This is a genomic window from Pseudomonas sp. NUPR-002, assembly GCF_056322725.1.
Map to the genome: position 1 here is coordinate 3,035,875 of NZ_CM150476.1, position 26,498 is coordinate 3,062,372.

Annotated in this window: 24 protein-coding genes; 15 read left to right on the plus strand and 9 right to left on the minus strand. The window is 54.9% G+C overall.

Going from position 1 to position 26,498, the window contains the following annotated elements; all coding sequences use genetic code 11:
- Nucleotides 1–74: 74 nt before the first annotated feature.
- Both ACVWSC_RS13810 and ACVWSC_RS13815 read left to right on the plus strand, forming a co-directional pair.
- Entirely contained in the window at nt 75–389 is a 315-nt protein-coding gene (locus ACVWSC_RS13810) for a DUF7693 family protein (RefSeq protein WP_442114300.1), read from the plus strand.
- Between the two features lie 89 nt (nt 390–478).
- The gene (locus ACVWSC_RS13815) at nt 479–2,077 is read left to right on the plus strand and encodes an LA2681 family HEPN domain-containing protein (RefSeq protein WP_442114146.1); all 1,599 of its coding nucleotides are present in this window, start codon (nt 479–481) and stop codon (nt 2,075–2,077) included.
- 106 nt (nt 2,078–2,183) lie between these two features.
- Here the strand turns inward: ACVWSC_RS13815 and ACVWSC_RS13820 are convergent, their stop codons facing one another.
- Nucleotides 2,184–2,516 carry a hypothetical protein gene (locus ACVWSC_RS13820; RefSeq protein ID WP_442114147.1) on the minus strand — a complete coding sequence of 111 codons (333 nt, stop codon included), beginning with the start codon at nt 2,514–2,516 and terminating at the stop codon, nt 2,184–2,186.
- A gap of 180 nt (nt 2,517–2,696) precedes the next feature.
- Here ACVWSC_RS13820 and ACVWSC_RS13825 point away from each other — a divergent pair, with 180 nt between their 5' ends.
- Both ACVWSC_RS13825 and ACVWSC_RS13830 read left to right on the plus strand, forming a co-directional pair.
- A complete protein-coding gene (locus ACVWSC_RS13825) occupies nt 2,697–3,779 on the plus strand; it encodes a hypothetical protein (protein ID WP_442114148.1) in 1,083 nt (360 codons plus the stop codon).
- Between the two features lie 322 nt (nt 3,780–4,101).
- Nucleotides 4,102–4,503: a helix-turn-helix domain-containing protein gene (locus tag ACVWSC_RS13830; RefSeq protein WP_442114149.1), complete on the plus strand. Its 402-nt coding sequence runs from the start codon at nt 4,102–4,104 to the stop codon at nt 4,501–4,503.
- Nucleotides 4,504–5,330: 827 nt separating this feature from the next.
- Here ACVWSC_RS13830 and ACVWSC_RS13835 read toward each other — a convergent pair.
- Nucleotides 5,331–8,126, minus strand: coding sequence for a TrlF family AAA-like ATPase (locus tag ACVWSC_RS13835; protein ID WP_442114150.1), 2,796 nt, complete (start codon nt 8,124–8,126; stop codon nt 5,331–5,333).
- Between the two features lie 389 nt (nt 8,127–8,515).
- On the opposite strand from ACVWSC_RS13835, the gene ACVWSC_RS13840 reads away from it, so the two are divergent.
- Nucleotides 8,516–9,472 (plus strand): DEAD/DEAH box helicase family protein, encoded by a 957-nt coding sequence (locus ACVWSC_RS13840; protein ID WP_442114151.1) that lies wholly within the window; start codon nt 8,516–8,518, stop codon nt 9,470–9,472.
- A 354-nt stretch (nt 9,473–9,826) separates the two neighbouring features.
- Here ACVWSC_RS13840 and ACVWSC_RS13845 read toward each other — a convergent pair whose 3' ends face one another.
- A complete protein-coding gene (locus tag ACVWSC_RS13845; RefSeq protein ID WP_442114152.1) occupies nt 9,827–10,819 on the minus strand; it encodes a DNA-binding protein in 993 nt (330 codons plus the stop codon).
- Nucleotides 10,820–11,023: 204 nt separating this feature from the next.
- On the opposite strand from ACVWSC_RS13845, the gene ACVWSC_RS13850 reads away from it, so the two are divergent.
- Both ACVWSC_RS13850 and ACVWSC_RS13855 read left to right on the plus strand, forming a co-directional pair.
- On the plus strand, nt 11,024–11,965 hold the full coding sequence (locus ACVWSC_RS13850) for a tyrosine-type recombinase/integrase (RefSeq protein ID WP_442114153.1): 942 nt from the start codon (nt 11,024–11,026) through the stop codon (nt 11,963–11,965).
- Between the two features lie 302 nt (nt 11,966–12,267).
- Nucleotides 12,268–13,548 (plus strand): hypothetical protein, encoded by a 1,281-nt coding sequence (locus ACVWSC_RS13855; RefSeq protein ID WP_442114154.1) that lies wholly within the window; start codon nt 12,268–12,270, stop codon nt 13,546–13,548.
- A gap of 547 nt (nt 13,549–14,095) precedes the next feature.
- Here ACVWSC_RS13855 and ACVWSC_RS13860 read toward each other — a convergent pair.
- The 3 genes from ACVWSC_RS13860 to ACVWSC_RS13870 all read right to left on the minus strand — a co-directional run bounded on the left by ACVWSC_RS13860 (nt 14,096) and on the right by ACVWSC_RS13870 (nt 18,211).
- Complete coding sequence (locus ACVWSC_RS13860) at nt 14,096–15,496, minus strand: FRG domain-containing protein (RefSeq protein WP_442114155.1); 1,401 nt, start codon at nt 15,494–15,496, stop codon at nt 14,096–14,098.
- 160 nt (nt 15,497–15,656) lie between these two features.
- Nucleotides 15,657–16,832, minus strand: a complete 1,176-nt coding sequence (locus ACVWSC_RS13865) for a restriction endonuclease (RefSeq protein WP_442114156.1) — start codon at nt 16,830–16,832, stop codon at nt 15,657–15,659.
- Nucleotides 16,833–16,852: 20 nt separating this feature from the next.
- Nucleotides 16,853–18,211 (minus strand): SNIPE associated domain-containing protein, encoded by a 1,359-nt coding sequence (locus ACVWSC_RS13870; protein ID WP_442114157.1) that lies wholly within the window; start codon nt 18,209–18,211, stop codon nt 16,853–16,855.
- A gap of 484 nt (nt 18,212–18,695) precedes the next feature.
- Between ACVWSC_RS13870 and ACVWSC_RS13875 the strand changes: the two genes are divergently transcribed.
- Nucleotides 18,696–18,944, plus strand: a complete 249-nt coding sequence (locus tag ACVWSC_RS13875) for a helix-turn-helix domain-containing protein (protein WP_476461738.1) — start codon at nt 18,696–18,698, stop codon at nt 18,942–18,944.
- Nucleotides 18,945–19,618: 674 nt separating this feature from the next.
- Here the strand turns inward: ACVWSC_RS13875 and ACVWSC_RS13880 are convergent.
- Nucleotides 19,619–20,323, minus strand: coding sequence for a Crp/Fnr family transcriptional regulator (locus tag ACVWSC_RS13880; protein WP_442114158.1), 705 nt, complete (start codon nt 20,321–20,323; stop codon nt 19,619–19,621).
- Between the two features lie 24 nt (nt 20,324–20,347).
- Complete coding sequence (locus ACVWSC_RS13885; protein WP_442114159.1) at nt 20,348–20,758, minus strand: RidA family protein; 411 nt, start codon at nt 20,756–20,758, stop codon at nt 20,348–20,350.
- A gap of 529 nt (nt 20,759–21,287) precedes the next feature.
- Here ACVWSC_RS13885 and ACVWSC_RS13890 point away from each other — a divergent pair.
- From ACVWSC_RS13890 to ACVWSC_RS13920, 7 genes are all read left to right on the plus strand, one after another.
- On the plus strand, nt 21,288–21,542 hold the full coding sequence (locus ACVWSC_RS13890; protein WP_442114160.1) for a cyclic nucleotide-binding domain-containing protein: 255 nt from the start codon (nt 21,288–21,290) through the stop codon (nt 21,540–21,542).
- A gap of 50 nt (nt 21,543–21,592) precedes the next feature.
- The gene (locus ACVWSC_RS13895; protein ID WP_442114301.1) at nt 21,593–21,997 is read left to right on the plus strand and encodes an MFS transporter; all 405 of its coding nucleotides are present in this window, start codon (nt 21,593–21,595) and stop codon (nt 21,995–21,997) included.
- Between the two features lie 78 nt (nt 21,998–22,075).
- On the plus strand, nt 22,076–23,578 hold the full coding sequence (locus ACVWSC_RS13900) for a CoA-acylating methylmalonate-semialdehyde dehydrogenase (protein ID WP_442114161.1): 1,503 nt from the start codon (nt 22,076–22,078) through the stop codon (nt 23,576–23,578).
- Nucleotides 23,579–23,665: 87 nt separating this feature from the next.
- Nucleotides 23,666–24,520, plus strand: coding sequence for a hypothetical protein (locus tag ACVWSC_RS13905; RefSeq protein WP_442114162.1), 855 nt, complete (start codon nt 23,666–23,668; stop codon nt 24,518–24,520).
- Nucleotides 24,521–24,672: 152 nt separating this feature from the next.
- Nucleotides 24,673–24,867: a hypothetical protein gene (locus tag ACVWSC_RS13910; protein ID WP_442114163.1), complete on the plus strand. Its 195-nt coding sequence runs from the start codon at nt 24,673–24,675 to the stop codon at nt 24,865–24,867.
- Nucleotides 24,868–24,879: 12 nt separating this feature from the next.
- Nucleotides 24,880–25,041 carry a hypothetical protein gene (locus ACVWSC_RS13915; protein ID WP_442114164.1) on the plus strand — a complete coding sequence of 54 codons (162 nt, stop codon included), beginning with the start codon at nt 24,880–24,882 and terminating at the stop codon, nt 25,039–25,041.
- A gap of 33 nt (nt 25,042–25,074) precedes the next feature.
- On the plus strand, nt 25,075–25,290 hold the full coding sequence (locus ACVWSC_RS13920) for a hypothetical protein (protein WP_476461739.1): 216 nt from the start codon (nt 25,075–25,077) through the stop codon (nt 25,288–25,290).
- Between the two features lie 4 nt (nt 25,291–25,294).
- On the opposite strand, the gene ACVWSC_RS13925 is transcribed toward ACVWSC_RS13920, so the two are convergent.
- Nucleotides 25,295–26,485 carry a lipid-transfer protein gene (locus tag ACVWSC_RS13925; protein WP_442114166.1) on the minus strand — a complete coding sequence of 397 codons (1,191 nt, stop codon included), beginning with the start codon at nt 26,483–26,485 and terminating at the stop codon, nt 25,295–25,297.
- Nucleotides 26,486–26,498: the final 13 nt, after the last annotated feature.

A 26,498-nucleotide genomic window follows, 5' to 3' on the forward strand; every position in this document is an offset into this window, starting at 1 on the left:
TTTCATTTACCATGCTGTCGGCCCAGGCCGGGCGCGAACAGGCCGAAAGCCCCAATACGCACAGGTATTTTCGTTTGGCAGCAAAACCACTAACAGCCCGCGAGGCCTATCAAATCCTGCGAGACATTGCTCTAGGGGTTCGCACGATGCGCCGCATTGGCCAGCAGTCTTGGGCTGAAATCCATTGTGGCTCAATGACAGTCGAGGCCGACGGCTGGGTGCTCACGTTCTACAAAGATTGCGACGCCCTCGATTACTGCGACAGCTGCTACAGCCCAGATGGCCGCGCGTACGTTTTCAATTCGTCGCAGTCGTACAGTAATGACCCTGTAGAGTTATTGAGCACTTGGGAGCATGCGCAGCTTGAAAAGCTGTTGAATGCCTCATAGCCGCCCATGAGAGAGCGACAGGGGTTTGACTTAGTAGACGGTCGGCTAAGGCAGCTAAGATAATCAGCTCCTCATCGCGGTGATTGCCCATGGACGATTTCGCCAGCCGGTTTTCTCAGCAGGGTTATGAACCCCACGCCGACGACCGCTCTCACCTTCTGAAGGCATTGAATGAACAGCTCGGCAGCCCAGGTGACGCTCCTCGTCTCCGACGCCTCTATGACTCATTGATCGATGCTGCAGGTGATGGCGCCGATGAAGGCATCTTGCGGCATGCGACGCAGCTAGCTGACTTAGTGGCTTCGCGCGTCGAGCCGGAGAACGGATGCCTCGTTTACTACTCATGTTCCAATGCATGGGCCGAGCTGAGGAAGCTGGAGGTGCAGTCATGGGAGGACGATACCCTAGAGCACCCTGCTCTGCTAAAACAGCTTTATTTCCTGCGTGCCTCTGTACAGCACTCAGGCTTTAAAGAGCTGGCACCAATGCTTCGATCGAGAATCCATTGTAATCTAGGCAATGCGCTCAGGGCGTGTGGACGTTGGATCGAGGCGCTCGGGGAATGGCGCAACGCCTTGGAAGACAATCCGATCCTGGGTATGGCGCTGGGCAACCTTGGCATTGGCTTGGCTCAATACGGCAGTGCGCTTTACGACCCTAATCACACCTATTGGCTCCTTGTGCATGCCCGACGCAAGCTGGCATCAGCCATCGAGGGTGGCGTGGGCCGTGATGGTGCGACCTATCCTGAAGCGATAGAGTTTTTCAAACAGCATCACGACAGGCTGGCCGAGTCCGTCGACGACGATGGTGACGCAGAGCTGTTAGAGCACAGCCTCGGCTCCTCGAAGGAGGAACGGCGTTACCGGCGATGGTGTCTTCAGGAAGAGCTATTCCTTAATCCCATGAACGACTTGGGAGCATTCCCCGCCGCCGCTCAAGACGTCCTGAGGTTACCCGGTCATGATGCCAAGGCTGGAATCACGTACCTCGGCTTTTACAACCAGCTGAAGCAGGAGTACGGGTTCGCCCGTCATTGTCTCTATTTGGGGGATCACGCCAAACCCGGTCATGTGGCGGACAGGGGCATGTCACTCGCCTTCAATTGCGATTACGCGCTCTATGGCATGGGGCTAGAGCAGATCAAGACTGCCTATCGCAGCGCCTATTCGTTACTGGATAAGCTTGCCTACTTTATCAACGCCTACTGGAAGCTGGGCATACCCGAGAAGGCGGTAGGTTTTCGGACTGTATGGTTCAAATCGGACAAAAATGGCCGTCTACTCCAGCCGCGGGTTGTGCGTGATGAGTTCGTATCCACGCGGAATCATCCGCTTCGCGCGCTGTATTGGGTATCCCAGGACATCTACTCCAAGGAGCTAAAGTATGTGGCTCGACCTGATGCTCAGGCGCTTGATGAATTGAGAAACCACCTTGAGCACAAGTACGCCAAAATCGTGGATTCTTGCCATTGGATTGGCGAGCATTCTGGGCTCTTGAGTGATCACTTGGCATTTGTGCTCGATAGGGATGACCTCTACGCGAAGAGCCTGTTGATGCTGAAGCTGTCCAGGGCGGCGCTTATCTATCTGTGCCTGGCAATGCATTTTGAGGAGTCGCAGCAAAAGCCTGAGGGCCCGGTTGGGGAGTTGCCAGTCGAAGACTACCCGGACGACCTCAAAACCTGAGGCTGGTGGCGACTGCACCGTCATCTATTTTGGCTTAACCAGCCGACAGAGAGAAATTTTGAATTCGCTGGCCGCGGGCTAACCCCTTCGATTAGGTCACAGGGCATTAGGGATACGTCCAGTCGCACGCAGCCCCGCGGGTTGCGCTACGAACACACGTCAAAGCCTGAGTTTGGATGACGACACCCAATCCCACACCCGTGAAGAGCTGAACTTTGTCACCAAACTCGGTCGCGACAGCGATCTTGTTCGATTGACGGTCAATCAGGCCTGCGATGCGAGTACCGGTGTTGTGCCAGTTGAACTGGGTGTCTCCCAGGGTGGGATGCTCATGATAGTCGTAGCCGCAGATCATGGCAGCGATCCGAGGGCTGCGCATCATCATCGGCGGAATATCTTGATCCGGCCACAGGTACCGGCGATCACGGTAAAGCTGCATGGTAACCTTTGGGTATAAAATACAGTCTGAGGGTTTTTAAAGTATCCATTAGATGGTGTAGGGCTGACTTGATAGAGGCGTCTTAAACGTGCTAAAACATCGTCGCGCCAAGTGTTAGGCATGAACTTAAATCTGCGAATCTTTCGCCTTACCCCATCAGGGAGTAGTATGGAAAGTATAATGACGCCAGCTCAGGAAGGATATGTTTTGCGGCTTGACCTGTTGAAAGATGGAGACGTAATTCTAGAGTCCGGCCACAAACCTCACAGTGAGATTATAAAGGCAAAGACTGGCAGCAATTACTCTCATGCTATGATTTATCTTGAAGGCACTATATTCGAATCAACTAAAGGAGGAAGTGTATTCACCAGAGTCCCAAATCGATTCTACGTTAAGAACGAAGATGATTTGAAGGTGATTAGATATAGCGGTGAGCTCAGTGATGAAGCACTAGCAAAGATGGCTTGGCACGCGCGGACAAGCGTCGCCACCACGTACAGCGTTCCAGAAGCTATACGCTCCTCTCGCGAAAAAAAGCCTAAGACGAAAAAATCAACAGGCCAGTTTTGCTCACGATTCGTCGCAGAGTCGCTGAATGCCGGGGGAATCAAGGCCGTAGATAATATTCACTACTGTACTCCCGCAGACATTGAAGGTGCTCACGATTTTAGTGTCGTACCTGATGTAATAAAGAAGGCGACCTCAGAAGAGATTCTGCACGCGGACGCATCTAAACTTCATCCAGCGCATCAGAAAGCGACTGTTCAGTGGACAAGAAAGGCCAAAACTCTACTTAGGCCAATTAACAATAGTGTCCAAACAATAAATGATATTTACCAGGCGCTAATCGACTCTCGAAACCCCAAGATCGACAAGGCCATTGCAAAAGCGATGATTGACAGTGGGTACACTAAAAACCTTGATGATGACAGAGTGGCGAATTCGTATCGGTACGACGAGAATGAGTTCTCCAAGCTACTCAGAGAAGGAAGGATCGATCTTAGTCGCGAGGTTCGGAAAGAGGTACACATCACCAGGCTTTTCATTCGAAACCACAAAATAAATCGCCACAACATAAAGATCACCCACGGAATGTTTAGATCCCTTGAGCTTGAATATGAAGTTAGTGCTGGAAATCTAATGGCCATCAACGATCGCATGGAGACATTAATTTCCGCGTGTGTAGACATGAATATCTCTACAAATAGCGTCGAAGTGGCTCGACAGATCACTCGATCCATTCAGGAGGCTCTGAATTATTAAGCTCGGGATTATCAAGAGCGCAGCTTGCCGAGACTAGTGTAGATTAACTTTCCGCTGCAATGCGGCAGGTTATGAATTGCGTGGTATTCATGCCTATCTGAGGCTTAACGTTGTTATAACTCGCTAACGGTGAAGCTTTCAAAGGCCGCTTCAAGGGCTCTGACGCCGAAGCGCGGGTTGATCACCTGCCGTCCGCAGAATGATCCCTCAGGTTGGTCGGTGGCTACAGTGCCTGTGGTACTCTCTGACGCTCTATATCGGGTCTTCCCGCTGCAACTGATGTGGGTGGGCCCTTCCCGCCTCTCCTTGGCCAGGAGCATGAATGTCGCTTAAAACAGGTTTCGCCACTGTACTGAAATCCATCCGAATTAGCCGCGGGCTCACGCATAAGAAAATGGCGGGTGCTAGCAGCCGTGGCTACATGCTGAAGCTGGAGCATGGGCTTTCAAGCCCAACTGTCGACAAGCTGATAGCCATCAGTGATGCGATGGGGGTGAGTCCTCTGACACTGTTCACATTGACGTTGAGCGTGGATAGTGGCGAACCAATCGAGGCCCTCGTGCAGCGACTCAAAGCTGACATTGCAGACCTCGAAACCAAGGACGCGCTCAAAAGCCTGGGTATCTCATCACTTCCAGATTTACGCGCGACAAGCCCTGCTCCATTCCACCGAAACAAAGTTGCCAGTTGTTCATCTCAAGCCGAACTGTGCGCCGCTGAGTAGTGGAAGGAACCACCGCTTCGGGGTCAAAGCCCTAGATCAATCGAGAACAGGGTGTCTCTGAGCTCTGCTGGCACAGCTTGGTCATTTACAAGGCGTTTGAGCACGTGATAACTCACATGAGACCGTAGTCGCTGCCGGACAGGGATGTAACTGCTATCCACGCGCGGCACATTTGCATTAGGCAGGACGTGGTCGAGCACTGCGAAGGCTATGGCTCCAACGTCTTGCTTGTAGATGCGAGTCAAACTGTCCATGCCAGGTTTCCGGCGGTAGCTGGTCACTGCATTAGTCACTATCGACGTGAAAAACTCGCGATAATACGCGGCGGCGCAAATCCACACCTGCGCCTCCTGTTCGACCTTCAATCCCCTGATGGTGGTCGTTTGCCATCACCTCAAGGAAGCACAGAGCATTTTAGTGGAGGATGTTGTTACAAGTGATGACTAAATGAGCGGTTGAGGGGCCCAGCCATCTTAGTGGTAAATGGCATCGTCGTATTGTGTCGACAAGCGCTCTTGGGAACTGGCAGATCCTACTGCCAGGCCCCATGCCAACTGGAAAGAGGACAGCGATCGACCGTCCTACGTTGAACCGCATAGAAGACCATTTCCCTGAAGCATGGAAGGAGTACATCTGTATCCCTGCGCATTATCGCCATCGCCATAAGGGCCTACTGCCCTTTCAATGGCTATCAGGGTTGCTCGCTCACCTCGAACCCGATTGCGGCGGAATCACGGGGCATTCCATCACGGCGGCTGCCTGCGCGATGCACGAGCGAACGGTGGCTGTGGTCTGCCTAGCCCTTGTTCAGCTGATGGCGCAGACACTTAGTCCAGGTGGTACTTCTCTCGCCGTTGTATGAAGGCCTCCTGCGCCCCTTCCATGATGTTCATGACTGCTCTAGCGGTTTCAATCCTGTCCATCCCGCCTTGAGCGAGTGGCCTACCTTTCCCCGCTACTGATTCGAGCGCCAGCACGAATTCAGCGTCGCCATTCACTGGGATGTTCACGTTATGGGTTGCAACGATAAGCTGTCGCTTCAGTTTCACGCGACGCAGGAGAGGCACGAGCTCGTGGTAAACGAAGCTGACATCCACGTCGTCTTCCGGCTGATCCAGAATCAGCGGGCCCCCTTCCATTACCAATAGCATGCAGAGTACGGCGGTATTGCGTTGCCCCTCTGAAAGGCGATGGCTGGACAGGCTACCGATAAGCGTGCGATCGGTTCGATACAGCTCAATATCCACGAGGTCAGGAATACGCTCAAGATTCATCTTCAACCAGGCCTCGCTTGAGCTACGGATGTGAGCAAGGAGCTCTTCCCGGAACTGCTCAAGTACTCCTGGAAGCGGCTCTCCGTTGTGAAGCATCGAGCCGATAAGGGCCCATGGGCTGGGGGCGGAAATTTGATCTTGGGAAAGGAAATGTTGCCGGAAAGCATCGCCGATACTTTTCCAGGCTGGGGCCATCCTAGAGTCAGTAGGTATCAATCGTTGCCACAGCGTGTCGAAGCTGACCTGAGCGCCCATGTACTTGATTGTCACCCGGCTGGTACCGGAAGTACGTTCGGTGAGCTGTTCGCATACTGCCGAGCGCAGGGCGAACTCTTGCGCCCATATCTCGTGGAGTCGCGCATGTGCCCTATTAAGCGAGGTCGGAGTGTCCAGAAGAGGTTCACGAGTTTTCCTCTTCCCATCCAGATCTGACAGTTTCGCCTGTCTCAGCCGATCCAATTCCTGGAAGCGGCTCGCATCTTCAGGCTTGAGGCCACGCTCCTCGCAGGCAGCAACGAATGTTGTATAGGTAGTATCGAGCTCACGCTTGATGGCTGGCCATTTGGTCGTATCGTCAAAAAGCTGATCTGACGAAGCCTCCATATCGGCCAGTAATTCGATCAATCTGAGCTTAAATCCATCTCGTGCCTGATTCACCTCAATGGTTTTTTGTGTAAGCCATTCGGCATGGGGCCAGGTCGCAGCTACCTCAGCGGGATTCCAGTTTGGAGCTGCCGCTTCAACGACTTGTTGAAGCTCTGCGACGTCTTTGCGCATTACTTCCTGCAATTGCTTCTGATATCGCTTGGAAAAGTGCGAACGCAGATAGCTCGATGCCTCCCCCTGTACATCTTTCCGGGCCTGCCACTCGCGATCGATTTCAGTCAGCTCCTGGATGATGTTGTTAATCTCAACGTCCAGCGCCAGAAGCTGATTTTGAGCAGCGTAGAGCCTAGCTATCTCCGCTTTCACCGAGAACTCTTCGTTCCGTAGGCTATCCAGATCCGCAGCGCAGCCCTCGTCGATCATTTGGAGCAGTTGAAGCGCTCCGTCGGGCATGGTGAGCTCTGATAGCTGCCGCTGGCTGTAGAACTGCACTGGGAAATGACGAAGGTAAGCCGCGACGTCGTGCGCGTCACCTTCCACCAGGGTACGTCCAGATTGCTTTGTGTAAGCGATGACGTCGCGTTGACCCGGCATCCCTTCCCAAGTGATTTGTAGCTCACTGTGGTCGTCCAGGACATTTCTCGCGCGATCGATTTTGTCTTGGATACGAGATGAGAGCGCATCTCCCTCATCCCTCCCGAGACCGATACGTAGCAGCTCAAGAATGGTAGATTTACCGGTTCCTGTGCCACCGATCAATGTATTCAGGTTCTCAGAGAACCAGATTGACTCATCTTCAAGGTTGCGTAATCCCTTCCATTCAATCGACACGATTCGCGGATGGATCTGCGTGTCGCTCGGTCGGCATTCGTCCAGAGAAAGCCGCGATTGAGGGTCTCCGAAGGCTTGCTTCAGTGCCGTGATTGAGGGGACAGAGCTTTTGACCCAGGTGTAGCGATAGCCCAACGAATTGGGCAGAGGCCGCCCCTCACTGTCCGTTTTGAGTGACTTTGCATCCGAGGACTGCACGTAGGCAGGCGGCTTATCTAACCTGCGCCAATCGTTGCTCTGCCCCTTGAGGATGCTCGCCATTTTGGTGCTCAGCGGGTACTGGGTCACCTCCACTGCAAGTAGATCCTTTTGGCGATAGTCCTGCCGGTTGGCGGAATCCTCGAACAAACCACGTTCTCGATCCGAGTGGGCTGCAATGACCACCCCACCATGCTTCCCTTGAACTATGTCCAGTAGCTTGCGCAAATTGACTCGGTCGCGCGGAAGCAGCGCGGGTTTCCCGTTCTCAAATCGATCACGCTCGAACATGCCAAGCTCAATAAGCACTTTGTTTACGCGCTGGACATCGGCAGTTTTTCGCGCGGGCTCGAACAGACACAACACGTGGTACCCGAGATCCAGCTCAAACCCTGGAAAGATCCAGATCGGATCACGGCCCAGCTCTTTAGCAACTGGTCTGTTCAGAGTCACCAGGTGAGTTAGGAACCAGTCCTCAGGTTCCTCCACACCAGAGAAATTGTGATCGGTGATGCCAATGATCTGAAGGTCGAGCTCATGGCAGCGCCTGAGAAACACTCTGGCTTTGCTTCTGATGTCATCAGCGCTGGCCTCTCCTCCGATTTTGGGCCTCCGTGGATTACCCAGCCTTAGATCGTGGTCTTTCCAATGTCTGCCATCTTCGGGGGTCTGAACCTGAAAGTCGGCTTTGAACCAACGGAAACCTTGATACATGAGCGATTGAGTCCGGATACTTAGGGCCGACGAGGGGCTGGGTGCAGCGCGAGGAATGCCGCCTACGATACAAACGCTACCTCAACTGAGGAAGTATTAGCTTGCTTGTCTGGTTGATCACCACATAAAACCAGCAGCGTCAGCGCCATTAGGGAGTCCGTTGCGGAACAAACAGCGCCGATGATCGCTGCAGCGACATCTATACCAATTGCGACGTACGGGCCGCGCTCAGGTGAGCCATTGTGAGTTGCTCGGATCCCAGCACCTAATCCCCTATGCCTGCAGAAGCAAGCAGAAGCCAGGGTCGCTGAAAGAAATTTGTACCTTTATCACTTGTTTTAAGCCCGTCGCACATTAGGATTGGTTAGAAATATCCAAGGACGGTCGAAATGGGTGGATTTTTCGTAGAGCAGGCGGGATCACTCAAGCTTCTTCAGCAAACCGACGCACCTAACAGCGGCTTTAGGCCGGGCCAGCTTGGCGCAATGCATGCAACATTGGCCCATTTCTCCGTGCAAGACGACCCCGCGATCATCTGCCTGCCCACTGGATATGGAAAGACATCATTGATGATGTCGCTACCGCTTCTACTTGGAGCAACCCGGATACTCATCGTCGAGCCATCAAGTGCTCTGCGCAAACAGGTGCACTCGCATTTTTCTACCCTTTCAACACTCAGGCGCATCGGTGCACTACCTGAAGACGGGCCGCTACCTTCCGTTCACTTGCATTCGGGGCGGCCGATAACGCTTGAGGCCTGGGAACAATTGCGGGAGTTCGACGTCGTGATCTCAACCCCCAGCAGCTCTTCACCAATGATTGCCCCGGGGGCAGCGCCCGATCTCTTTGACGTGGTGATTTTCGACGAAGCACACCATGCGCCGGCGGACTCTTGGGCAGCGTATCTGGATCACTACTCGACCGCTCGATTTATATTTTTGACGGCAACCCCCTTCAGGCGCGATGACCGCGTTATTCCGGGCAAGCTGATCTACCGATATCCTGTGATGAGAGCCGTGTCTGAAGGGGCGTTCGACCCTATCGTCTTCCGGGAGGCACCCATAGATAACGAGCTTGATGATGAGCATGTTGATCGGGCGATTGCCCAAACTGCAGTTGCACAGCTTGAAGAAGATATCGCTAACGGTTTTGATCATAGGCTTTTTGTACGTGCCTCGGCCATCTCTTCTGCGCAAGCGCTCGTACCGATATACGAGCAACTGGGCGTGTCCGTCGCCGCCATCAGCAGCCGACTGACGAAACGACAGCAGGACTCAATAGAAGATGGCGTTCTGTATAGGCTACGCACGTCAGGGTTCGGCAAAGGCTTACTGGTTAGTGAGTGAATAGCTGCTACGGGCGCTGGAACTACGTTACACATCGCGGCCCACCGCACCTCACTAGCTCAGACGCAGTGGTCTTGCCGTTGCTGGCTTAGGCCGAATTGCTAGGGGATGGACGTTCAGCACATCATGCCCGAGTGGCGCATGACGAAAGGCAGGCTGTATTTCGTGACCCCGTCAGCGCGTGTAAGGCCGAGGAAAGATAAGGCCCACTCTGATTTCTTTGCTGACCACCACTCGAGTCCGGCCTGGCAGCATTAAGTGTAAGGTTGGCGCTCGGAGGTTTTTGATAGAGAACTTGCCAGGAGTACATTTGTACGCCTTCGCCCGTCCCCTCACCCATTGCAGCTTTCTGACCTACTCCTTCGGGCTTTCCGCATTGCTTGAGGCTCGAAATTGCGTGATTTCAGCTTCAGCTATTGCGAGTTTCTGAACCAAATCGCTTTCCCTCCTCTGCGCCTCGGTGGCATCGGAGCGAGCTTTGCTAGCCTCTTTGGTCTTGGTTTCGAGCTGGTGAGCCAGAAGCTCTTTGGCCCCTTCCGCGCGAGCACTCGCAGCATTAGCGATGCCCAGGTCGCCTCTCAAATGTTCGATAGCATCGCGATGCTGATTAGCCTCTTTGGCATGCTGGCGGTTTTCCGCGATCAACCGTTCGTTGTCGCGGATCATGCGGGTGGCTTCCTCCTGCTTAACCATCAGTGTCTGCTGGAGCAGGGTCATCTCTTGCTGCATCTGGTAGATCTGAGTCTCGTGGCGGTTTAGATCCTGGTCGCGCTGTTCCTTTACTGCTATCCGGTAGTGTTCGAGTGCTTCTCTGGCATGCGAATGCTTCTCCTCCAGAGATTCGATCTGGGCGTCCTTCTCTTGGACACGAACCTCAAAGTCACTGCAGCTCTGGCTGATGCGGGCGTTACGCGTAATCTCGGTTTGAAGGCTGGATTGAACGGTCGTGAGCTCTTCATCCTGGGCCTGTATTGCAGACTGCAGTTTTGTGATCTCCCGTTGCGCCTGTTCTAGGTGACCTTGAAGTGTACTGCTCTCTGCCTTCATAGCTTTGCGCTCAACCTCGAATGCAGATCGCTCGTGTGCCAGCGCTTCATTCCCCTCCTCCAGCAAGCGCTCAAGCATCTTGCTCACCATCTCCGTGAGTTCATCACTTAGGCGCGAAGGCGAAGCGAATGGTCGGGGGTCGTGTGCTTCAATCTCCTTTAAATATCGCTGAATCGTTGTCTTTGAGCCGGTATTTCCAAGCTCGATGCGTATCGCGTCGATGCTAGGGTTCTGCCCTCTCGACAGCAGAGCTTCACGAGCCTTGCGCACCAGCACCAGGTTAATACCGCCTCTAGCCATGTCTGCCCCTACGATTTCGTACTGTTTTACGTTTCATGTAATTACGTGCCACTTTATCACTTTTTTAAGGTTAAAATCCCACATTTATTGGCAAGATATAATCGAGGATTATGGCTTGCCATACCCCAAACCGGGAGTAAAATGGCCCAGCAAGCGGTACAAGCCGCGAATGAGAGCCACCGGAGCTCAAAATGGAGGATTGGCGTGGTTGATGTGGCCAGCAAGGCAGATAAATACTTAGAGGCGAGCGTCCGAGAGAACACGTCGAAGAGCTATGCGGCTGCCCTCACCCACTACGAGGTGACCTGGGGCGGCTTTCTGCCAACCACCACCGAGTCAGTGGTGCGGTACATCGCTGAGTACGCTGACCAGCTGGCGCTGAGCACGCTCAAGCAGCGCCTGGCTGCACTCGCCAATTGGCATCAAAGCAACGGCTTCCCCGACCCGACTAAAGCCCCTAAGGTCAGGCAGTTGCTGAAAGGCATCCGGGCTCTACATCCCGTACAGCAGAGGCAAGCTGCCCCTCTTGCCTTGCTACATCTCGAAAAAGCGGTAGCCCACCTCGAAGATGAGGTTGCTCAGGCAAGAGCCGCGGGCAATATGGCTACCCTGCTCAAAGCGACTCGTGATATCGCTCTGCTCACAATCGGTTTCTGGAGGGGTTTCCGCGGAGACGAACTGGCTAGGCTCACGATCGAGAACACGCATGCGGAGCGGTACGTCGGGATTAGGTTCTACCTGGGGTCGAGCAAAGGAGACCGGCAGAACATCGGGCGGGAGTACAAGACACCTTCGTTGAGCAAACTCTGCCCCGTGGAGGCGTATCTCAACTGGATCGAAGCTGCCGGCCTAACCCGCGGCGGTGTGTTCAGGGGTATAGACCAATGGGGCAACATCAGCGATCGCCCGCTTGCGGCCCATAGCCTAATCCCTCTCCTTCGCGACATCCTGGATCGATGTGGCTTGCCGTCCGAGATCTACAGCGCGCACTCGATCCGACGTGGTTTTGCCACGTGGGCAGCGAGTTCAGGCTGGGACATCAAAACGCTCATGGAGTATGTGGGTTGGAGCGATATGAAATCAGCCCTTCGCTATGTAGAGCCGGCTCAGCAGTTTGGTGGGCTCATCAGGAAGCTGGAAGGGTGAGCCAGGGCAGCCGGCTGTACTGACCGTGAGCAAGAGGGAGATGCCTGAAAATCTTCTAGGTGTACCTCACGCCCGATTGTCAGGCCAGGCAGTACCATTCAGTCGGCATCTTCCAACTTGGAAGTGAAAGCTAAAGGCCCTGCGGGGGTAGCGCGATAGCTCTCTTGCCTTCCTTCAAACCACGTCTCGTAGCAGAACCTCCGCCAAAATGATATGGGCCCTTGTGCTGCGTCTTCGGACTACACCCGGCTTCGGTTAAAATACAGCCACTTTTCCTCTGCATTGGCCTACGGACTCGTCAAATGCCCGGTATCAACCGCAGCAATAGCACTCTTGCGTATTATGAGCACTTCACACAGACCATCACGCTGAAGCGAGCCGAAAAGCCCGACGTCGTAAATCTTGTGAATGCGGTCTTCAATCCCGATTGGAACGCCGGGCTGCTGCTCGTTGATGGCGCCGAAAAAGTGCTTGCTCCGCTAGCGCACGAGATGCGGCACTGGGTAGACATGAACTGCTCCATTAGAGGCCTGAGAACCCTTCAAAATATTTTTCGACTGATTGCTGACCCCAGCGACACGAATGCTGCCATCAGGCCCTTGAAGCAGGACTTGAAGCTGGATCATTTCGTTCAGCCGTATGATCACGCTGATCCTGCTGTGCAATATCCGTGGCAGGTGGGGTTCAGCCTGAGTCAACCGAACTTCCACGAGCCAATCGAGCATATCTCGCTATGCTTCTTTGACAGTCGTGACCTTCAGCGCAAGCGTGTGCTCTTCAAATCGCCTATTTACCTCGGCAGCATGCTCGAGACCTGCGCAACCTACCAGGAGCAGCGGGATGTCTTACCCCTATTCCTGGGCGAAAAGCTACCAAAGAATGCACGTCGCGACGCCGAGCATGCGGCCTTGAAATTCCTTCAGAATTCGACAGTGCCAGAGTACCACTCCATCATCAACGCAATTTCTGCCGCTGCGAAGCAGAGCGAGGCCGTTCACGGAGTATCGCTCGCCGCAGGCCTCTGCACCCTGCTCCTCAATATGCCGCCGCAGATGCTTAAAGAAAGCTGCCGGCGAGTAGAGGATGCTTTGAAGAATCGTAGGTACGGTGACGGGGCTGTTTCGGCCGCAGCCCAAATGCGCGCGATGGCTGCAATCAGTCCCGAGGCTGCTCTGATTCATAATGCGGTGACAGAGCTCGCCAGCCGCTCGAAATCCGGTGCCCTGTCCTATAGCGATGACCTGATTTTCGACTTAGTGCCTTTTTGGAAGAAGCGACAGAGCGAATTCTTCGAGCGCAGCCATGCGCATTTTGCCGCTCAAATCAATGCTATCCAGGGGCCGGAGTATTTCCGCACCTCTATTCCTGCACTGATCGAAAACAACAAATGGATCATGGAGCAGAAAACCTTAGCGTTGACTCTCAACCGGCTGCCCAAACGCCCGCCGATAATTTTCGGCGATGGCTTTGTCTTGGAGGGAGCTACAGAGTTTTGCGGCGTTGTGCCTCACTATCAAAGTGCCGACTTCTCGCTGGCAGGATCGAAGCTGGAGATCCTCGAACTAACACCTAAGGATGCATAAATCCGGATTGACTGCTCCGTGACTGACTACCTTCTGACCCGGCGAGCACCAATTCGCCGGCTTTGTCGTCGCTTCAAAAAAGCTCAACGCGGCAAGAGCAGAAAGCGCTGCTAGAAACCAACCTCTTTACGTAAACAGTTGAACGTATCAGATCAATCACCGACTCGGCAGTTTTGGCTAGTCGAAAGTTCGACAATAATATTATCGGTTCAACCTACACTAGCTTGACTAAATAGCGCGCATGAAGTGCACGCTTAGTAGTAACCTGTCGATCAGGCATCTGCTTCGATATAGGGCGCCTTGCCTGATCTTCTCACTCGACGCATGCATGCAGGGCGAGTAGCCGCTCGGGATGAACGATCCAAGCCAGCTGTCACTCCGGTGTTACCGAATACCTTTGACCAGAGGTTGAGACTGAACTTCGGTTTTGGATGTGAAGCGACCTGTCGAGAACGGCTGCTAACGACGCAAAGGGGAAATCTCTCTTCCCGAAACTGTTCGTAGCAGCTACATATAGCTCGATCTGATGCCAGCCATCATTTCAGATTCATGCAATGTTGTTGGTCACCGCTACAACCTCCTTGTCGCCAGGTTTTGACGATTTATGCTGATCTCGCAAATGAACAGCGGTTTGTTCGATGCTCGGATAGACCGTTGTGGCGTTGATGTTGATTCGGTCGAGCTGTTCGAGGATTTGTGCCTTGTTCTGAATTGTGACGCGAGTGATTTCAATGCCATCCTGGCCGGCATCTGGAAGCGCAGCCTCGTGCCCAAAAAGCAGGAATGCACCGGACTGCGATCGAATGCGAGTATTAGTGCGTTTTGCCTTCGCGCAGATGATAGAGCCTAGGTCATCCGGGACAATCCGCCCCTCGAAAAAGCCTTTCTCCGACTTGATATGGTGGAGTAGCTTTGCTGCGACGTCCGTTTTATTAAATGCATCCTTATCGAGGCTAAGATCGATATCATTCTTTTGTGCATACGTAAGGTTGGACAGATTTGAAAGACAACTAACGGTGTCCGAGTCAAAGTATTTCACTAAATCCGACTCGACGTTGAAAACGATGACCTCGCCGTCAAGCTCCGATTGTTCAGCCCTGCCGGAGCAGGCGAAGAAGAGCGCCACCAATGGATTGCTAGAGATGTCTAGCAGTCTCGTAGGTAAACCGTAGTGTTGCATGCGCACAAGGCGGTCAAAGCAATACTGATCTACCTGAAACTCGTCATGATGCGCTATGAGTAGCTCCTTGCAGAGTCGATCCTCGCTTGGCATGAATTGCCAGTCACCGTTTTCCCATTTGCGCAGCAGTGACGGCGTCAGCTCATAGCGATCATCGCTATGACCTCGGAAGAAAGTTTCGGTCAACTCTTTTCCAGGTGAGCCGTAGAGGAGCTTAAGGAAAGTCTCCACACTATCAGCTACACCAAGGATCTTTTTGTCACGGGGCGGAGGTTGAACAACTGCATCATCGGCATTGAGCGGTTCAGGCGTCTCAACAAGATCAACAAAGGCCGGCTTAATTTCGACCAGTCTACGCAGCACCACCTGCGAGTCACCTTCACGGATAGCCCAGTGGGTGCGGTGAAGCTGGAATCGATCGGCGCCGAACACCATCTGGGCTGACTTGATGTCGTCGAACTCTATCTCCCCGAAATCAATCACTGTCTCGAAATTGGTAGAGACTTCCTTCGCCCCGGAAGTGGTGTGGGAAATTCGACCGAATTTGATTAGCATCGAGACACCGTCTCGTGCTTGCATGATCTCGCTACACAAGAAAGTCGGCAATTTTTCAAGAAAGGCTATCGCTGTAGAATCTAGGTTCTCAAGCCGCTTCTCGATATCGGTTGGCGTGTATTCGAACATGCGCCCCCGCCCCATTGTGATCTCATTGACCTGCCCCGCAAGAAACTCTCGACTCCCCAAAGATATGTAGTTAAAGCTTTGCACTATGCGCCCCTGTCCCGTTCTCTAATGAGGTCTGACGCGCCAGCCCACGCAGTGGATTAGTGAGATAGCGCTTCCGCCCGGTAGGTTCATCCAGCTTAATCGTCGAAGACGGCTGCCTATATGTTGTCACCTAAACGGCCTGATGTACGATGCTGCCTGCCTAAGCCCCTTCTGCCTCGAATTCGGCCTGGAACACCTCAATGAGCTTCTGGTTGTAGTCATCGAGGTAAGTCTGAAACCCTGCACGGTCGACCAGTCGCACCGCCGCCGTAGCTGCCAGCTCCTTGGCTGACTTGGTGAAGTAGGAATTGGTGACAACCATCGCCTCATCACAACCGTAGAAGGCCTTAGCCGAAATCGCCTGCTGCACAGCAGCATTGCCGACAGAACCGCTGTAGTTCTTGGCCTGGATCACCATCGTCTTACCGAATCGGCTCACGAACAGATCCGCACCTTGGTCAGCCGTCTTCTGTGTCTCTCGGACGTCGTATCCAATGGTCTGGAAAATTTCCACCAAGAACGCTTCGAACTGGAAGCCGTCCATCGCGTCGACCAGGTACATGGTGATGAAGCGATTTGGATTGAAGTGCTCGAGCTGGCTCCCCAAACGCTCAACCAGGATGTCGAAGTAGATTTCTTCGCACAGACCTAATCCTGACTGGAATGTCTGAAGGGGAAGCAACGGAACGCCGGTTGTGGTGGCAGCCTGAGGGTTGAACTGCAGTCCCGGGAACGAAGCGTCGCTTTCCCACAAGTAGAAGTAAAACAGCGCTAGGTCAGCCCTGAATGTGGTTCCGGCTTCCTCGATCCAAGACCTCAGCGAGCTGGCCAGGTCGGATCGGATGTGGCGGCTGACCTCTCGAGAGAAGCCAGCGTACACAGAGTTGAATGCAGTCGTGAGCAGTAATTTATCTAGCAAGGTAGGTAGCTGTTCAAGCTCGTCAAAGCCCCTGCGAATCAGCACCTCCCTGAAAAGCTCTCGTTCGGCGTAAACGCCATTCATCCGTGCACCAGGAACCGCTGCTTCATCACCGCCCCCACCTACAGGATTGCGGGTGGTGTGAATGAAGTTAGTGAAATACGGCTGCTTTAGCTCTGCGTATTTTCTGAGAACGCTATTCAGCAGGTCGCTCAGCTGGGCCTGCTCCTTTTTCTTCCCCCAGATGTCCTTCAAGAACCCTTTCGACTGGTACTGGAAATCGGGGTAGAAGGATGGATCAAGCGGCGTCATACCTTGCTGAGTATGCTGAGGCTGTGTTGCCTGCTCTGAAGCCCCGCATCGGGAACAATAGGTCTCAAAGGTCGAGCGATGGCAATGATTGCATTGATAGATCACGGTATCCCGTCCCTGTCTCGTTAGCCGTGCGCGGCCACGCGCTCTTCTTGCTGAATAGCCGTCTTAGGCAATTCCATACGAAGGCTTTCACGGTACTGCTCTGCCGGCGCCTCATGGGTGACCTCTACGACAGCATCATAATTTTCCCGAATGATTCTCTCGATCTCAGCAATGTCAGCGCGGAAGAATTCTTTGCGCCCGTTGACCTTGTTGAGGCGACCAGAAGCGAAGTGATCGTGGAGCTTTGCTTCCAACGCGGGAGCATTGTTCGAGAACACCATTGCATGCACGTCGAACCAGAATGGCACCGATGCATCACCCAGCTCGTCTACTCGATCCATGGGTTCCAAGCGGCGAGTCATGCCAATCTTGTAGATGCCCTCTCCGAAAGCCCCCAGGTTCGAGATCACATACACATACCCGGCTTTGGCGTTCTGCTCGCGGTAATCAATGAGCTTTTCTTCGCTCTCCAGCTCGGCTCGGCCAGCCTCAACTTCGGCCAGCTTCACCAGCAGCGCTGTACGCTCCTCATCAGATTGCACCTGCTCAAGGCGAGTCTGAAGATCACGCATAGCAGTCGTGAAGTGCTTCCGCTCCTTGGCGATTTTCTCCCGCGCCGCGCGAATCTCTTGCTCGAGCTTCTGCTGCTCTCGCAGCTCTTCCCGGGCCCGTTTTGCCTCTTCCTTTTCTTCTTGCTTCTTGATCTGGAATTCATGAGCAAGGTGAAGCTCATCAAGCTTGAGATCGAGGTAGATGCCAGATATCTCTACGCTCATGATCTTGCCAAGCCGATTGCAAGCTTCAAATGATTTGAGGATTCGCTTCTCGCCGAGCTCGACGTTGTCAAATTTCACGTTAGCCACGCAGGCATCAGCTTCGTTGTTGAACGAGCGAATCACCAGCTTGATCATGTCGTTGACCAGCTTACGGCCTTGGGCCTGGCTGTTGTTCACCGTCCAGTTCATGTTGCCGGTGGCCGCCTGCCCATTCTTGATCAGGACTTTCTGACGATCACGGACGTGATCCAGTCGAGCCTTGTACTCCTGGCTGCTGGTTAGCTTGAACTTAGGCTCGTAGAGGGCAAAGCTTTCCAGGAGCAACGTCTCTTCCCAGACGAGTATCTGACCCTGCAGATCAGTGGAGCGCAGTGCGAGGGCAGCCAATTCCCTTTGAGCACATTGGGTCTCCTCGCGTACACCCGAGAGCCTGGCTTGCTCTTGCGCAATCAGCTGCTGGATATTGACTACGTCCATGGCGCCGATCTTAGTAACTAGTTCCTGCAGCTGCGAATGCTTTACCTGAAGCTCCGCAAGCTGTGCTTCAAGAGCTTCAGCCCGCTGTCGATGGGCTGGGCCTTTCAGATAGTCGCTAAACGACATGGGTTCCTTCCTCGTTTTGAGTCGAATGCATAGAGCGGAGAAGCACGAGGTAGGTATTACATCGCCCTGCAACGATTTGCCGTGCGGTGCCTAAACGGCTTTAGCTCAATGCGCCTCTTCCCTGCAGCGAATGAGCGTAACCGGAGTGAAGTCATAAAGCCATTACAGGATGGCAGCAAGGGTGAGAGGATTACGATCGTGCTGTGCAGCTCACATCAAGTTGCCGCCGTGCCTCACTCAGCTCCGCCTCAGCTTGCCGAAGCTCACTCTTCATGCCCGTCCACATCAAGACCAATGTGGCAATTTTCTCGCGGGAGGCCGTCAACTCCTCCCCCATTACGAGGTAGACAGTATGCATCAACAGTACTCCGACGTAGTGACGCGCATCCTCCAGCAACCTTGCCTAGTTAGTCGCGTAGCTCTGGGGGAGCGGCGGTTGCATCATAAAGATCACTGGTTAAAGGCATATTCGAAGGAGCCAATCATGTCACTGAAATCATCATTCGCCATTGTCCTTCGGGCGCTTCGCTGCAAGCGCAACCTCTCGCAGCGCGACTTTGGTGATACGAGTCGGACGTTCCTGTCCAAATTGGAAGGCGCTCGATCAAGCCTCACGCTGGACAAGCTCGAACAAGTGAGCCAACGGCTTGAGCTGAGCCCCTTGACTCTGCTGACTCTCACCCTAATCCAAGAGTGCGGCAGACCTTATCCACGACCTTCGCTCAGAAATTGAAGGCCTGGAATGCGACGGGGGTGTGCCAGGCTTGGAAAACGGCATCCATTCCATCACTGCTCGCAAGCCTCACGAACCCCAGGCCTCGCAGGCCCAGCAAACGCAGCCCTACTTTCCAGTGCCTTGACTGCTAAGAACATTCGAGCGATCCGCCCGCTGAAAATGGCATCAGATCAATCCAGCCCAGGCTTCGATCCTGATGAGAGTGTTGGCCACGGTTCATCATTGCTCCAGGTTTCTTCCAGGATCGTTTGAACACGCCACTGAGCCTAGGATGCTTACCCGCTGCCTGTAACTCTATTACAAGTGCCCGCAGATCATCAGCCTCTTGGGCTGTCAGGATCAAATCGTCATCGCTGGGTCGGCGAACAGATCCATCTGAACGCAGTAGAGCATCAAGCCATCTCCCTCCGAGGTCGAGTATATGGTCTCGAAATAGCTCTTGGCATAGACCTCGAGAGGCATTGAACAGACAGCGGCTAGCATCGTGCCCTGACACAGTCGAACGCTGCGCATGGCTCGCTGCTGTCGATCGTCGTTGAAACAGGGATAGCCTAATTTCTGGACATCTTTCTCGGGGTAAGCAAGGGCATTGGCCTGGAAGCAGTGGAGCAACCCCGTTGCTCCGACCGCCCCGGGACAGCAGCACAACTCCGGCAGCTCAACACACGCCCTTATTGGGTGATGTGTGGCGACCGACTGCGTGCTCCCGGCATAAGCTGTTCCATGTCCTTAACGAGGATGCAACGGCCTTGGATGGTGACTTCCCCATTTTCACGAAGCCGTTTGAGAACCCGCGTGACAGTGACCCGCGTAGTCCCCGTCAACGCTGCAATTTGCTTGTGTGTGAGAGAAATTCCAATTTCTCTCGTATTACCATCGCGCTGCCCGTACTGCTCGGCTAAGCGATGGAGCAGCTCGGTAATTCGCGCTTCCGGCTTCAACGAGGCGAGATACTGAGCCCGTACCGCGATTATCCGCTGCTTCATCGCGGTGATTCGGAGTAACGCAACAGCGATGTCCGGGTGCTCTGCGAAAGCGGCACTCATTTCGTCCGCTCGAAAAATCACCACTTCCACTTCCTCGAGCGCGATGGCAGATGTGAAACACGGCTTTCCATCGAAAGCTGCAGCTTCCCCGCAGACGGCGCGAGGCCCCATCATCTCAAGGGTGAACTCACTGCCGTCCTCACGTACCGAAGAAATCAAGATGTGCCCACGGAGGATGAGGTAGAAATAATGATCTACCTCACCCTGGCGATACAGATACTCACCCTTCCTGCATATCCGCCGTCTTCCGAGATGCAGGGCCCTCAGCAGAGGCCCGATGGCTCTATCGTCGAGGTACCAGGTTTCGACACATCGCGGCCTTTTGGACATCTCCAGTGCTCTCTTGAGTGGTTGCTATTTAGCGGCGGCCACAGCTTTGATTTCGATGAGCAGGTTCGAACGAGCCAGCGAGGCCACACCCAAAATTGTCCAGGCCGGGAAATCTCGCGTGATGTAACGCTCCTTGATCTCTCTGAATTGTGTGAGCTGATCGTCAATTCGAACGTGGTACGACACCAACTCAACCAAATCCTCGAAGCCGAGACCTTGGTGTTCCAAGATCGCGCCCAGGCGCTTGAAGGCAAGATCGATCTGTTCTTCGGCGCTATCAGGGATGGTGCCGTCAGAATAGATACCCACCTGGCCAGCGATGAATACCAGCCCGCCAGCCTTCACCGCGGGCGAATACTGAAAGACATCGAAGATCTTGTTACTGCCGAAGGTCGGATCATTCTCAGGCAAACGTAGACGTTCACTTTTGCTCATACTCATCTCTCCAGATTTAATCGTTCATGCCCGTGGGCAGCGAGCATCTGCTCGACTTAGAATCTAAGAGATTAGCGCGTGTGAGATCTGTATACGGCGATACGAAGCATGCCTAGGTTAGCTGCGCTTGCGATAAATCCTATATGGCTGTGAGTGCCAGCCTGAGTGCTCAAACTCGCTAACTCTGCCCACTCCCCCCCTGCCTTCATTCCCCAGACGCACTCTCGGCGCAAAGGCAGGGGTTTGCCCAGGTCGCAGGGCCCATCAACATCCTGCATAACAGGCCAATCAGCCGCTCACTTAATGTGCAGGTGCGGCCTAAAGAAAAAGCCTCCAAAAACCACAGTTGCCTGGCACGGAGATCCAGGCACAGAAATTGCTTTGATCGTACGGATTTCGCAATCCACAAATGCATTTGTGAATTTTTGACTCAACGACGTACTGCTTTGGAGCAGCGAGTCATGCATTTATCACCAAAGAGGTGCCGCACATGAGAACTTGCGTTGGGGCTGCCACAGAAACTTGGTACATGGATGAACAAGCCGCCAGGGCCTTCCTGGCGGCAGAGCACCTAGGGCGGAAGCGAGAGCTCTCCAAAGGCTCTACGATCTATCGTCAAGGTGATACAGGTTCGACGTTCTACTTTGTGGTTCGCGGACGAGTACAGGTCGAGATTTTTCAGGAAGACGGCGCGGAGTTTATCCTGGAGCTTATGGGGGCAGGAGCACTGATCGGCGAGGGGTCGGCCATGGCCAACCAAAGGCGGATGGCAACAGCATCCTGAACATTGGCGCCTTCATCGGTATCAACGCCTTCGGCCTGTTCGCTGATCGCATCGGCAAGCGCAATGCCACGCTACTGTCGCTTTTGGGCAGCTCAGTGATGCTCGCGATTTACGCACTGACCACTGACAACCAGGTGCTGTTCTGGCTGGGCCCGGTGTATGCCTTCTTCTATGCCTTTGCCAGCCTTTTCGCCTCCTATTTCAGTGCCCTTTACCCGGTGCGTATACGCACCCTAGGTGCCGGCTTCTGCTTCAACTTCGGCCGCGGCCTCGCTGCCTTCGCGCCACTGCTGCTCAGCGGCATAGCCAGCCACTACAGCCTGGCACTCGGGCTGCTGGTATGCGCCGGATTCTTCGCCGCTGGCATGCTGATCATGTGCTTCATGCCGCATGCCGAAGTTCCACTCGATAAGCCAGAAACACCCTTGAAACCGGCGCAATCCGCCACCTCCTGATCATCCACCCGTTAAATCACAACCTCACCACCCGACATTCGAGCTGTCGGATCGGGGCTGTTCGCCTGGAGAAAACCCATGATTACCTTGCAGCATTACATCAATGGCCAGCGCAGCGAGAGCGGCAGTGGTCGCTTCAGCGATGTGCGCAACCCTGCCACCGGCCAACTGAGCGCCCAGGTTGCACTGGCCAGCGCCGAGGAGCTGAACCGCGCCATTGCCGCCGCCAAGGCTGCCTTCCCGGCCTGGTCGGCTACCACACCATTGCGTCGCGCGCGGGTACTGAGCCGTTTCAAGGAACTGCTGGAAAATAATACCGAGCGACTCGCGACGTTGATCAGCGCCGAACATGGCAAGGTACATTCCGATGCCATGGGCGAGGTGGTGCGGGGCATCGAGGTGGTGGAGTTCGCCTGCGGCGCCCCGCACCTGCTCAAGGGCGAAGTGACCGAAAATATCGGTAGCCACATTGACTCTCACGCCATGCGCCAGGCACTTGGCGTAGTCGCCGGGATTACCCCGTTCAACTTCCCGGCGATGGTTGCCTTGTGGATGTTTCCGGTGGCCTTGGCCTGCGGTAACACCTTCGTCCTCAAACCGTCCGAGCGCGATCCGTCAGCGGCGTTACTGCTTGCCGAACTGCTGTCCGAGGCCGGTTTGCCCGACGGCGTATTCAACGTGGTCAACGGCGACAAGGAGGCGGTCGAGGCCATCCTGGCGCACCCGGACGTGCAAGCTGTCAGTTTCGTCGGCTCCACCCCTATCGCCCGGTACATCTATGCCACTGGCGCCGCCAACGGCAAGCGCGTGCAGGCCCTTGGCGGCGCGAAAAACCATATGGTGGTGATGCCTGACGCCGACCTCGACAAGGCCGTAGACGCCCTGATGGGCGCAGCCTATGGCGCCGCCGGTGAACGCTGCATGGCAATATCGATTGCCGTCGCTGTGGGCGATGCGACCGCCGACGCCTTGATCGAGCGCCTCGCACCGCGCGTGCGTGCCCTGCAGATCGGCCCGGGTACCGACCCGCAAGCAGAGATGGGGCCGTTGATTAGCCGCGAGCACCTCGAGCGTGTGCGCAGCTATGTCGATATCGGTGTTGAGGAAGGGGCGGCACTGGTGGTGGACGGCCGCGATTTTCGCATGCAGCAACCCGGCTACGAGAATGGTTTCTACCTCGGCGGCAGTCTGTTCGACAACGTTACCGCTCACATGCGCATCTACCAAGAAGAGATTTTTGGCCCTGTGCTCGGGGTGGTAAGGGTTCAGAGCTATCAGGAGGCGGTGGCCCTGATCAATGCACATCAGTACGCCAACGGCACCGCGATCTTCACCCGTGATGGCGACTCGGCGCGCATGTTCGGGCACGAGATCCAGGTCGGCATGGTCGGGATCAACGTGCCGATCCCGGTACCGATGGCCTTCCACAGCTTCGGCGGCTGGAAGAACTCGCTGTTCGGTGATCACCACATGCACGGACTTGAAGGCGTGCGCTTCTACACCCGCCTCAAGACCATCACCTCGCGCTGGATGAGTGGTATTCGCACCGGTGCCGACTTTGTCATGCCAACCATGAAGTGACCCCCGCGCGGCACTCGACCGCCCTTTCCCCCACGCCGCCTACGCGCAATCCCCGCGTCGGCGGCACGCAACCGGAAACGCACCTAGATGAACGCAAAACAATTACAAGAATGCATTTGCAAGGTACTGACCGCATTTACCCTGAGCAGCACTGCCGTTGCCGCCAACGCCGCACAATGGAGCGACACCTTCGTTGGCTTTCGCTACGGCGAGCATTACAGCGAGCCGCCAGTGGACAAGAAAATCCAGAAGGAGATCTACCAGCTCGGCCATTCCAGCGGTAATGAATGGGGCATGAACTTCTTCAACCTCGACGTGCTGAAGTCCGACAGCAATGATCCAAAGAAAGACAGTGACTCAGGTGCTGTCGAAGCGTACATGGTCTATCGCCACCAACTGTTCCTGAGCAAGGTGTTCGATCGCTCGCTGCGCTATGGCCCGATCAAGGACATCGCACTGACCGGCGGTGTCGAACTGAACTACAAGAACAACGACTTCTCCACCCGCAAACGCCAACTGCTCGTAGGCCCCACGCTTAAATTCGATGTACCCGGTTATCTGGATCTGAGCCTGTTGTACTCCATGGAATGGAATCACTGCGGCTTGCCCGCATGTAAAACCGAGAATATCGAGTTCGACCCCTACTATGTGGTGCACCTGGCGTGGGGATACCCCTTCCAAATGGGCGAAGTACCGCTCAAATTTCATGGGTTCGCCAGTTACAAAACCGCGAAGGGCAAAGATTACTTCGACGACGACACCGGAGAGGAAAGCCTGGTACGCGGTGCATTGATGGTCGATGTCGGCCAGCTGGTGTTTGGTACCAGGAATACGTTCTGGGCCGGCCCTGGGTATGAGTGGTGGCACCATAAGTACGGTGCAATGCACAAACCCGGAGTTAATACCCATGCCCCGACGCTCCATATGGAGTGGCATTTCTAAGCCCGGCGTAAGGTTTTACAAAGCGAGTGTCGGGGGAATGCACAAGCACTCCGCCGACATTCTTGGGCAACAGCTATTAAATCCAGACTTCATAAGCGCCCTGGGTTCAGAGCGGCTCCGTCGACTTCTGCTGCCTAAGCTGGCTGTTTAACTTGGCAGCTAAAGGACAGTTACGGGCCGTGCACCTGGGCGCCAGCAACGAAAGCCGGCAGAACCCGTCACGCGAAGGCGGCGAAACGGACTTTACCAAGTTGCAGGTCGATGCCCAGCGCTTGCAGGACCTGAGCGGTTTGATGGACGGTTTGAACCTGTATCTGGCCGTCACAGCACAGATATCCTTTGGTTAGGCGCTCCTTTCAGTGGAACAGTTCGGTGTCGGTGGCAGCGAGTTCGGCCGTGGCTACGACCCCTCGGAAATTACCGGTGTACCGTGGCTATTGCCTCTTTTAAGAAGTATCCGCCTGGAGTTCGAAAAGATGAAAGGTCACCTTGAAGTTCTGCAGCCCTGCTGTTTGAGTTGAGAACACCAGAGCTGGCTGTGCACATCGAATATATTGTCGTCCACATGGAACACGACGCCAGAGCGCTGGAAGCGCTTTATAAGGCACTTTGTAGATCCGGTACAACTCTTCGCTGGCGAGTTGATCGCCCTCACCTCAACCTGGCTGATGACCCTGGCCAGTCGCTTGCGCAAGTACAAGCCCGAGAGCATCCCGAGCTTCTACTTGCACAAGCGCAACACCGCTTTGCTCAACGAACGCCTACACTAATACATCAGGCTCGCCCGTACAGCGTGACCACACAAGCGCCACCCAGTCCGAGGTTGTGTTGCAGCGCTAGGTTCACCCCTTCCACCTGGGTTGCAGCCGCAGTGCCTCGCAGTTGCCGGGTCAGTTCATAGCACTGGGCGAGCCCCGTAGCGCCCAATGGGTGACCTTTGGAAAGCAGGCCACCTGAAGGGTTGGTAACCACCTGGCCTCCGTAACTGTTATCACCATCGAGCACAAAGCGTTCGGCGGTACCGACATCGCAGAAACCCAGGGCTTCATACGTCAGCAGTTCGTTATGCGCGAAGCAGTCGTGCATCTCGGCTACACGGATATCTCGCGGGTCGACCCCGGCTTGGTCGTAAACCGACTTGGCGGCGCGCTGGGCCATGTCGAAACCGACGACTTCGATCATCGAGCGGGCTTCATGCGCCACCGGGCGATCGGTGCTCATCGCCTGCGCGAGGATTACCACATCTGTGCGCAGGCCATGCCGACGGGCGAATGCTTCGCTGCAGATAATCGCCGCTGCGGCACCACAGGTCGGCGGGCAGGCCATCAGGCGGGTCATCACGCCTGGCCAGATCACCTGATCGTTCATTACATCTTCGGTGGTAAGCACTTTGCGGAACATGGCCAGGGGATTGTTGGCGGCATGCCTGCTTGCCTTTGCGCGGATGGCGGCAAAGGTCTCCATCTTCGTTCCGTACTTTTGCATATGTTCACGACCGGCACCGCCGAACATCTGCAATGCACCAGGAATGCCGGCGACATCGGCGGTGAGCTCATCGATCACGCCTTGAGTCATGTGTGTGGTGGCCCGTGGGCGGTCGTCCCAGTGGCCTTTCAGGGCACCAGGCTGCATCTGTTCGAAGCCCAGCGCCAGGGCGCATTCCACAGCCCCACTCTCCACCGCCTGGCGGGCCAGGAACAGTGCACTGGAACCGGTGGCGCAGTTGTTGTTGACGTTGAGCACCGGGATGCCGGACATCCCGACTTCATAGAGCGCCGCCTGACCGCAGGTGGAGTCGCCATAGACATAACCGACGTAAGCCTGTTGCACCAGCGCGTAATCCAGCCCGGCGTCCTGCAGCGCCAGGCGGGTGGCCTGGGCGCCCATTTCGATGAAGGTGCCGCTGGTGCCTGGCTTGACGAAGGGAATCATGCCAACACCGGCGACGTAAGGTTTCTGAGACATCGTTGTACTCCTA